At 39.1% G+C, this 7,576-nt stretch carries 8 protein-coding genes; 4 read left to right on the top strand and 4 right to left on the bottom strand.

Annotated features, from left to right (window positions below):
* Positions 1-396, bottom strand: a 396-nt coding sequence (locus BVH02_RS20850; RefSeq protein ID WP_086503405.1) for an endonuclease domain-containing protein, incomplete at its 3' end; no start/stop codon positions are given.
* A 179-nt stretch (positions 397-575) separates the two neighbouring features.
* Between BVH02_RS20850 and BVH02_RS20845 the strand changes: the two genes are divergently transcribed.
* Entirely contained in the window at positions 576-995 is a 420-nt protein-coding gene (locus tag BVH02_RS20845) for a VOC family protein (RefSeq protein WP_086503404.1), read from the top strand.
* Between the two features lie 3 nt (positions 996-998).
* Entirely contained in the window at positions 999-1,289 is a 291-nt protein-coding gene (locus tag BVH02_RS20840; protein ID WP_223271937.1) for a GNAT family N-acetyltransferase, read from the top strand.
* A gap of 139 nt (positions 1,290-1,428) precedes the next feature.
* Here the strand turns inward: BVH02_RS20840 and BVH02_RS20835 are convergent, their stop codons facing one another.
* The gene (locus BVH02_RS20835; RefSeq protein WP_086503403.1) at positions 1,429-1,689 is read right to left on the bottom strand and encodes a hypothetical protein; all 261 of its coding nucleotides are present in this window, start codon (positions 1,687-1,689) and stop codon (positions 1,429-1,431) included.
* 188 nt (positions 1,690-1,877) lie between these two features.
* Between BVH02_RS20835 and BVH02_RS20830 the strand changes: the two genes are divergently transcribed.
* Both BVH02_RS20830 and BVH02_RS20825 read left to right on the top strand, forming a co-directional pair.
* Entirely contained in the window at positions 1,878-3,155 is a 1,278-nt protein-coding gene (locus tag BVH02_RS20830; RefSeq protein WP_086503402.1) for a metal-dependent hydrolase family protein, read from the top strand.
* A gap of 67 nt (positions 3,156-3,222) precedes the next feature.
* Entirely contained in the window at positions 3,223-4,731 is a 1,509-nt protein-coding gene (locus tag BVH02_RS20825; RefSeq protein ID WP_086503401.1) for a S10 family peptidase, read from the top strand.
* 609 nt (positions 4,732-5,340) lie between these two features.
* On the opposite strand, the gene BVH02_RS20820 is transcribed toward BVH02_RS20825, so the two are convergent.
* Both BVH02_RS20820 and groL read right to left on the bottom strand, forming a co-directional pair.
* Positions 5,341-5,733 carry a response regulator gene (locus BVH02_RS20820; RefSeq protein WP_086503400.1) on the bottom strand — a complete coding sequence of 131 codons (393 nt, stop codon included), beginning with the start codon at positions 5,731-5,733 and terminating at the stop codon, positions 5,341-5,343.
* Positions 5,734-5,909: 176 nt separating this feature from the next.
* Positions 5,910-7,538, bottom strand: coding sequence for a chaperonin GroEL (gene groL, locus BVH02_RS20815; RefSeq protein ID WP_086503399.1), 1,629 nt, complete (start codon positions 7,536-7,538; stop codon positions 5,910-5,912).
* Positions 7,539-7,576 lie beyond the last annotated feature (38 nt).

The raw sequence follows: 7,576 nt of genomic DNA, 5'->3' as shown, positions 1-7,576 counted from the left end.
CTTAAAATAACTTCTGACAATTCCATTTTTATCTTCCCATTCATCAATGTAAAAGTTCAATTCTTCAAGGACAAACTCCATATTTTTCTTCACATCGATGTCCAGAAATCTAAGGAAGTTTAAACCATTCTTTTCCAGGATTTGCTGACGAACCTCGTCTTCTAGTATAGCTTGTTCATTAAAGTGTGAGTCACCATCTATTTCAATAACTAGGTTTAATTTATTGCTGTATAGATCAACGATGTAATTGCCTAGAGGCTTTTGTCTATTGAATCCATAACCTCGGAATTGACTTGCTCTTAACTTTTGCCAAAGCAGTATTTCAGAAAGAGTGCTATGGGATCTAAGTTCTCTGGAGAATTCACGTAATGATTTGTTGTATGGCAAAAAATACATACAGTTAATTTAAAAAAATATGGAGTTAAATCCCCCTTACCCCCTTTACAAAGGGGGAGTTGCCGAATTGGAACTTCAAACCTTTACCTATGCTATCCAAGTTTAAAAAACTTAAATAGTTATTATTATTAAATACTGAATTCCTTACCTTAATACCTCACCAGCCCACATCAACTCAAATGAAAAAGCGCGTCACCGGAATAGGAGGAATATTTTTCAAAGTAAAGGATCCTAGCAAGACTAAGGATTGGTACCAAACTCATCTTGGCCTCAATACCGATGCCTTTGGCGCTACTTTTCAGTGGAGACAATATGAGAATTCAAATAAAAAGGGGTTTACTCAATGGTCTCCGATGAAGGATGACACAACTTATTTTAAGCCTTCTGAGAAGGAATTCATGATTAATTACAGAGTAGAAAACTTGGTGGAATTGGTGCAGGAGTTGAAGGCTGAGGGAGTGACGATCTTGGATGAAATCGAGGATACTGAATATGGGAAATTCGTACATATTCTCGATCCTGATGGACACAGCATTGAGCTTTGGGAGGCCGTAGATGAAGTTTATAATGAGATGACTAAGGGAAAGACAACTAAATAAGATATGAGCAAAATCAATATCCAACAGGAAACCGATGGCAAGCGCGGAGCTTTTTTCATAGAGGAGGGAGCAAAACGCATCGCTGAAATGATCTATGTGATGGCTGAGCCAAAGAAGATGATCATCGAGCATACTGAAGTCGAAGAAAGTATGAGAGATCAGGGACTGGGGCTAAAGTTATTGTATGAATTGGTAGACTTTGCGAGGGATCAAAAAATCAGTGTCGTTCCTGAGTGTTCTTACGCTGAGGTAATGTTTCAGAAAAATGAAGAGCTGCGGGATGTGCTTAGCTAGTGCGTGCCGATAGAATATTTTGAATTGCGTGTTCACAAACATGTATAGGATTAAAAATCACCTCCAGCTCACATAGATGCAGGTAGGAAAGAAATTGTACGCTCTGTGTTTCCCTCAGCGTACTTTGTGGTTTAAAAACTTAGAAAAAGGCAGTCCATATAATCCATGCTAAGGTTAGGATGACCATAATGGCGAAGAAATAACCACTTTTGGAAACGGATGAATAACGACTCATTCTAAATTTGATGCTGTCGTCACTACTTTTAAGATCCGCTTTATTCATGTTTTTTTCTCGACTTATCCCATCAGGGCTTGAAGATTTTGGGCGTATTTGTCTTAGCTTCCGATTTTCTTCAAGTGCTTTTGCGCCTTGCCTGCTGAAACCTGCTCCTCCTGTCATTGCTATTTAATAATCTTTCAAAATAGCCTTTTCAAATGAATTAAAAAAGAAGTTGGTGCTAAGGAGGTAATCAGAATATCCTGATTGGAAATTCGGATTTCATTTGCTTTAGTTTTCTATTAAAAGTGAATGAATAATTACGATGTTTTTTGATTAAACTGCTTATCCAAAAACCAACCAGATCAATTATGAGAAAAATCATACTAACAGGCTTAGCGCTAATGATGTCTTATGGGCTCTTTGCGCAAAAAACATATATCCACGCAGGCAAAATGGTGGATGTAAAGAATGGAAAGATTCTTAGCGAGCAGACTATAGTGATAGAAGCTGACAAAATCATAGCTGTAAATAAAGGATATCAGAGTGGTGGAGTTGAAGATTCCATGATTGATCTGAAAGACAAAACGGTGATGCCAGGGCTGATGGATATGCATGTTCACATCGAAGGAGAAACCAGCCCGACTCGATATGTAGATGGATTTCGAAATAACGAAGCAGATATTGCTTTTCAATCCATTCACTTTGCAGAAAAAACAATCATGGCAGGCTTTACTACTGTGCGTGACTTGGGCGGATCTGGAGTAAACTTAGCACTTAGAAATGCCATCAACTCAGGTAAGGTAACAGGTCCTAGGATCTATACAGCCGGAAAATCCTTAGCCCCAACAGGTGGACATGCCGATCCTACTAATGGAGTTCGAAGAGATTTGATGAGAGATCCAGGTCCAGATGAAGGAGTTATCAACGGGCCTTATGAGGCACGAAAAGCTGTACGTCAGCAAGTAAAATTTGGTGCGGATTTGATCAAGGTTACAGCCACAGGTGGAGTGCTCTCCGTAGCTAGGGATGGTTCCGCTCCTCAGTTTGCCCAAGATGAGTTAGATGCGGTAGTTCAGACAGCTACAGATTTTGGAATCATGGTAGCAGCCCATGCGCACGGTGATGAAGGTATGCAACGAGCAATTAAAGCTGGAGTGAAATCTATCGAGCATGGCACTATGATGTCTGATGAAACTATGGATCTGATGAAAGAGAAAGGAGCATGGCTTGTTCCAACCATCACAGCAGGAATGTCTGCCGCAGCTTTTGGGGAAATCCCCGGTTATTATCCTGAAGTAGTGGCTGAGAAAGCACGAAGAATTGGTTCTCAGATTCAAGCGACTTTTAAAAGAGCTTACGAAAGAGGTGTGAAAATAGCTTTTGGTACCGATGCAGGAGTATTTGCGCATGGAGATAATTATAGAGAATTTATCTATATGACTGAGGTAGGAATGCCAAATCTAGAGGCTATTAAATCGGCGACAATTACGAATGCTATTTTTATGGGAATAGAAGATAAGTTAGGCTCAATAGAATCAGGGAAGCTAGCCGATATTATAGCAGTGGATGGAAATCCAGAACAAGATATCAGCGTGATGAAGAATGTAGTCTTTGTCATGAAAGAAGGCAAAGTGATAAAGAAATAACTCGTAGAAATGGCCTGAATTCAGGCCATTTTTTTTTAAAAATTGAATAATCAAAACGTTAAAAACCATGAAAACTAGATTTCTGCTTCTTCTGTTTTTTATACCATTCCTTATACACGCTCAAGAAAATACTGAAGGCGCTAAAAAAGAAGATCCAAAAGCTCAGGTTTTTGAATCAAAGCAATCGGTAGTAATTGATGGGAAAACCATTCTTTTGAAAGCCAAGGCAGGAACCTTTGAATTGAAAGATGAAAACAATAAACCGATCGCACTTTTTGGGTTCACAGCCTATTTCAAAGAAAACCCTGAAAAAAACCGACCGATAATATTTTCTTATAATGGAGGCCCAGGAAGTTCTTCCTACTGGCTACATATGGGAATTATGGGACCGAAGCGTATCGTGGTGGATGATCCTAATTATAATCAGAGTGCACCTTATGAATTAGTGAACAATGAATTTTCAATTTTGGATGTTGCTGATGTAGTTATGATGGATCCTGTTGGGACAGGTCTAAGTGTGCCTATTGGAGAGGCTACAGGTAAGGACTTTTGGGGAGTGGATCAGGATATCAGAAGTGTAAGTTTGTTTATAATGCAGTTTTTAAAGGCGAATGGGCGATTGAATTCACCGAAGTATATTTTAGGGGAAAGCTATGGCACGTTTAGAAATGCAGGTGTAATGAGCTACCTTCTTGATCGGGGGTATGCATTGAATGGAGTGATTATGGTTTCATCGGTTTTTGATCTTAGAACCTTATTTTTTGTGCCAACAGAAGATATATCATACTTAGCCTATTTGCCTACCATGGCGGCTACAGCCTGGTATCATAATAAAGTAGCGAACAAAGGGAGTGATTTACCTGCATTTGTACAGGAAGTCAGGGATTTCACCGAAAATGAATATGCCCCAGCATTATTTAAAGGAAATCAGCTTTCTGAAAGTGCAGAAACTGAAATCGCAAAGAAACTTCAGGATTATACCGGTATAGCTGCGAATATCTGGAAAAGGGCTGATCTTAAATTGGAGTCAGGCGAGTTTTTTCAAGAATTGCTTCGGGATGAGGAAATGACAGTAGGTCGCTTGGATTCAAGATACAAGGGGGTAAATCTAGATCCGATGTCTATGAGTGCTTTCACTGACCCACAAAGTGATGCTATATCTCCGGCCTATACGATGGGATTTTTAGATTATTTCCATGGAGATTTAGGCGTAAGTACGGATTTGAATTATTCCACCTCAGCTTATAGCAAGGAGGGATTCAAATGGGATTGGTCTCATAGAGGAAATCAGTATTGGGGTACAGATGGTGCTGTGACTACATTGCCAGATATGGCAGATGCTCTCAGCAAGGATCCTAATATGAAAGTATTGATCATGAATGGCTATTATGACTTAGCGACAGTTTTTTATGGGGTAGAGCATTCCATCGCTCATTTGGGTATCCCCAAATCAGCTTCAGATCGAATCATAATGACTTATTATGAGGCTGGTCATATGATGTATACTGATTTGCCTTCAGCAAAGCTATTCAGAGAAGATATTAAAAAATTCATACAAGACACACTTAGAAAATAACATACTTAAATCAGCCTTTATGGCAGAATTCTTTCAATCGGTGGAGGTTTTTACTTAAGGGGTTTTTTGCTTTTGACTGTGCTTAAGCCAAAAAGCCGAACTCAAGTATTCTACCGTTTATTTACTACCTATTGAGACTTTCATTTGGGTAAAGCTAGACTGGGGCTGAGTGAAAATTGTTGAATTTTTGGAATTGTTATGTAGCCAGAATAGTAGAGTATCCTTTTATTTAAAGGATGGAAAAATACTGATAGATAAATACTGAGCGCGTAAGTTACTGATGGGATGGATGAAAAATCGTATTGGAATGGGCTTCTGGCAGGAAATACTGTGACAGTATGTTGTATAAAAATTCCTTCAATAAGAATTTGAAATATACTTCTGATGGAACTTAAGAGTATCTGGGGGAGGGCAGGGCCTCATTATGTAGGAAATCGTGGATGCTGATATGTATCAGGCTGTAGGTGAAAAGGACAGATTATCCTGATGATTTCTACCCATGGTTTAGTAATAGTAAGAATGGGGGAGAGGCAGATAGTTCTCCCCTTCCTTTACTTTTGATCAAAGATGTATGGGAAAGACTAAAGCCAGCGAAAAAATTAATAGGGCCTATTCGTACTCATATTTGTCCATTTGTATTTTTATTTTCTCTAGAGTCAATGGTTTCTCTAGAAATCCAGATACTGCTTTATATCCTTGCGCTTTTAATCTGTCCTGGTAATCAATTGAGCTGGAAAGGATCACTATTTTATCGGATCTAGTGGCGTGCATCTCTTGGTATTTTTCCAGAAATTCCCAGCCATTAATAACAGGCATATTTATATCTAAAAATATTAGAATGGATAGATTGGGATCTACGCCTATTAATTTGATTAAAGCTTCTTCACCTTCTTGAAATTCAACAATATTCTTAGAAATCTCGACTTTGCCTAGCAGTCGCTTATTGATAAGATTATTGATGGGATCATCATCCACTAGAAAAATGGTGTCAAAATGGATCATTAAGAGAATAGAAATAGAAAAAGAGCCGTTTGTTAAGGCCAAAGTACGATTAATACTGATCCAAGAAAAAAGTTTAACTATCTTTTTTATTTTAATTCGATTTAATCCTCATATAATCAGGCAATAAAAAAAGGAGGTTCCGAAGAACCTCCTTTCAAAGTTGTGATGGGAACTGATTACATCATACCACCCATTCCTCCGCCACCCATTGGAGGCATAGAGGAAGCTTCTTCTTTCATGTCAGCTACTACACACTCAGTAGTCAACAGAAGCGCTGCAATAGATGCTGCGTTCTCAAGAGCTAAACGAGTTACTTTAGTAGGGTCGATTACACCAGCTTTGAATAAATCTTCATACACATCAGTTCTAGCATTGTAGCCATAGTTACCTTTGTGTGCTCTGATATTATTGATCACTACAGATGGCTCACCACCTGCATTGGAAACGATAGTTCTCAATGGAGACTCAATCGCCTGTCTGATGATATTGATACCAGTATCTTCATCATCATTAAGACCTTTCAAGTTGTCTAATGCGGAAGAAGCTCTAACTAATGCAACACCACCACCTACTACTACACCTTCTTGTACAGCAGCTCTAGTTGCGTGAAGTGCATCGTCTACACGATCTTTCTTTTCTTTCATTTCTACTTCTGTAGCAGCTCCAATGTAAAGGATAGCTACACCACCAGAAAGCTTAGCAAGTCTTTCCTGAAGCTTCTCTCTGTCGTAGTCAGAAGTAGTTTTGTCTATTTGAGCTTTAATCTCAGCGATTCTGCCTTTGATAGCAGCTTTATCACCAGCACCATTTACAAGAGTTGTATTGTCTTTGTCAATGTTGATTTTCTCAGCTCTACCAAGCATGTCGATAGTTGCATTTTCTAGCTTGAAACCTCTTTCTTCAGAGATTACTGTTCCGCCAGTAAGGATAGCGATGTCTTCCAACATAGCTTTTCTTCTGTCACCGAAACCTGGAGCTTTCACAGCCGCCACTTTCAAGGCACCTCTGATTTTGTTCACTACCAAAGTAGCAAGTGCTTCGCCATCTACATCTTCAGAGATGATTACTAAACCTTTGCCTGATTGAGCAACTGGCTCAAGAACTGGAAGCAATTCTTTCATCGAAGAGATCTTCTTATCGTAGATCAAGATGTAAGGCTGCTCTAATTCTACTTCCATTTTCTCCGTGTTAGTCACGAAGTAAGGAGAAAGGTAACCTCTGTCAAACTGCATACCTTCTACAGTTTTAACCTCAGTTTCAGTACCTTTTGCTTCTTCTACAGTGATCACACCGTCTTTACCTACTTTGTCCATTGCGCTAGAAATCATGTTACCGATTTCCTCGTCATTGTTTGCAGATACAGTCGCTACTTGAGCGATTTCCTTTGAAGTAGAGATTGGCTTTGAATCAGCTTGAAGTTGCTTAACAACTGCAGATACCGCTTTATCAATGCCTCTTTTAAGATCCATTGGGTTAGCTCCGGCAGCTACATTTTTGATACCTACACCGAAGATAGATTGAGCAAGTACAGTTGCAGTAGTAGTACCATCACCTGCATCATCTGCAGTTTTAGAAGCTACTTCTTTCACTAACTGAGCGCCCATGTTTTCGATTGGCTCAGATAATTCGATCTCTTTAGCAACAGATACACCATCTTTAGTGATCGTAGGAGCGCCGAATTTCTTGTCTATAATTACATTACGACCTTTTGGTCCTAAAGTCACTTTTACTGCGTCTGCTAGAGCATCTACGCCTTTTTTCAGCTGATCTCTTGCACTTGTATTGAAAAATAATTGCTTAGCCATATTGTTAAATATTTTGAGTTAACGGTTAGGGATGATTG

The organism is Algoriphagus ratkowskyi, assembly GCF_002150505.1.
Taxonomy (GTDB): domain Bacteria; phylum Bacteroidota; class Bacteroidia; order Cytophagales; family Cyclobacteriaceae; genus Algoriphagus; species Algoriphagus ratkowskyi.
Note: the sequence above shows the minus strand (reverse complement) of the source record. Positions and strands in the feature narration are given on the sequence as shown.

Excerpts from the sequence above, each read along its gene's own strand:
- BVH02_RS20845 (WP_086503404.1), top strand. The coding sequence starts at position 576 with ATGAAAAAGCGCGTCACCGGAATAGGAGGAATATTTTTCAAAGTAAAG.
- BVH02_RS20830 (WP_086503402.1), top strand. The coding sequence starts at position 1,878 with ATGAGAAAAATCATACTAACAGGCTTAGCGCTAATGATGTCTTATGGG.
- BVH02_RS20835 (WP_086503403.1), bottom strand. The coding sequence starts at position 1,689 with ATGACAGGAGGAGCAGGTTTCAGCAGGCAAGGCGCAAAAGCACTTGAA.
- BVH02_RS20840 (WP_223271937.1), top strand. The coding sequence starts at position 999 with ATGAGCAAAATCAATATCCAACAGGAAACCGATGGCAAGCGCGGAGCT.
- BVH02_RS20820 (WP_086503400.1), bottom strand. The coding sequence starts at position 5,733 with ATGATCCATTTTGACACCATTTTTCTAGTGGATGATGATCCCATCAAT.
- BVH02_RS20825 (WP_086503401.1), top strand. The coding sequence starts at position 3,223 with ATGAAAACTAGATTTCTGCTTCTTCTGTTTTTTATACCATTCCTTATA.
- groL (WP_086503399.1), bottom strand. The coding sequence starts at position 7,538 with ATGGCTAAGCAATTATTTTTCAATACAAGTGCAAGAGATCAGCTGAAA.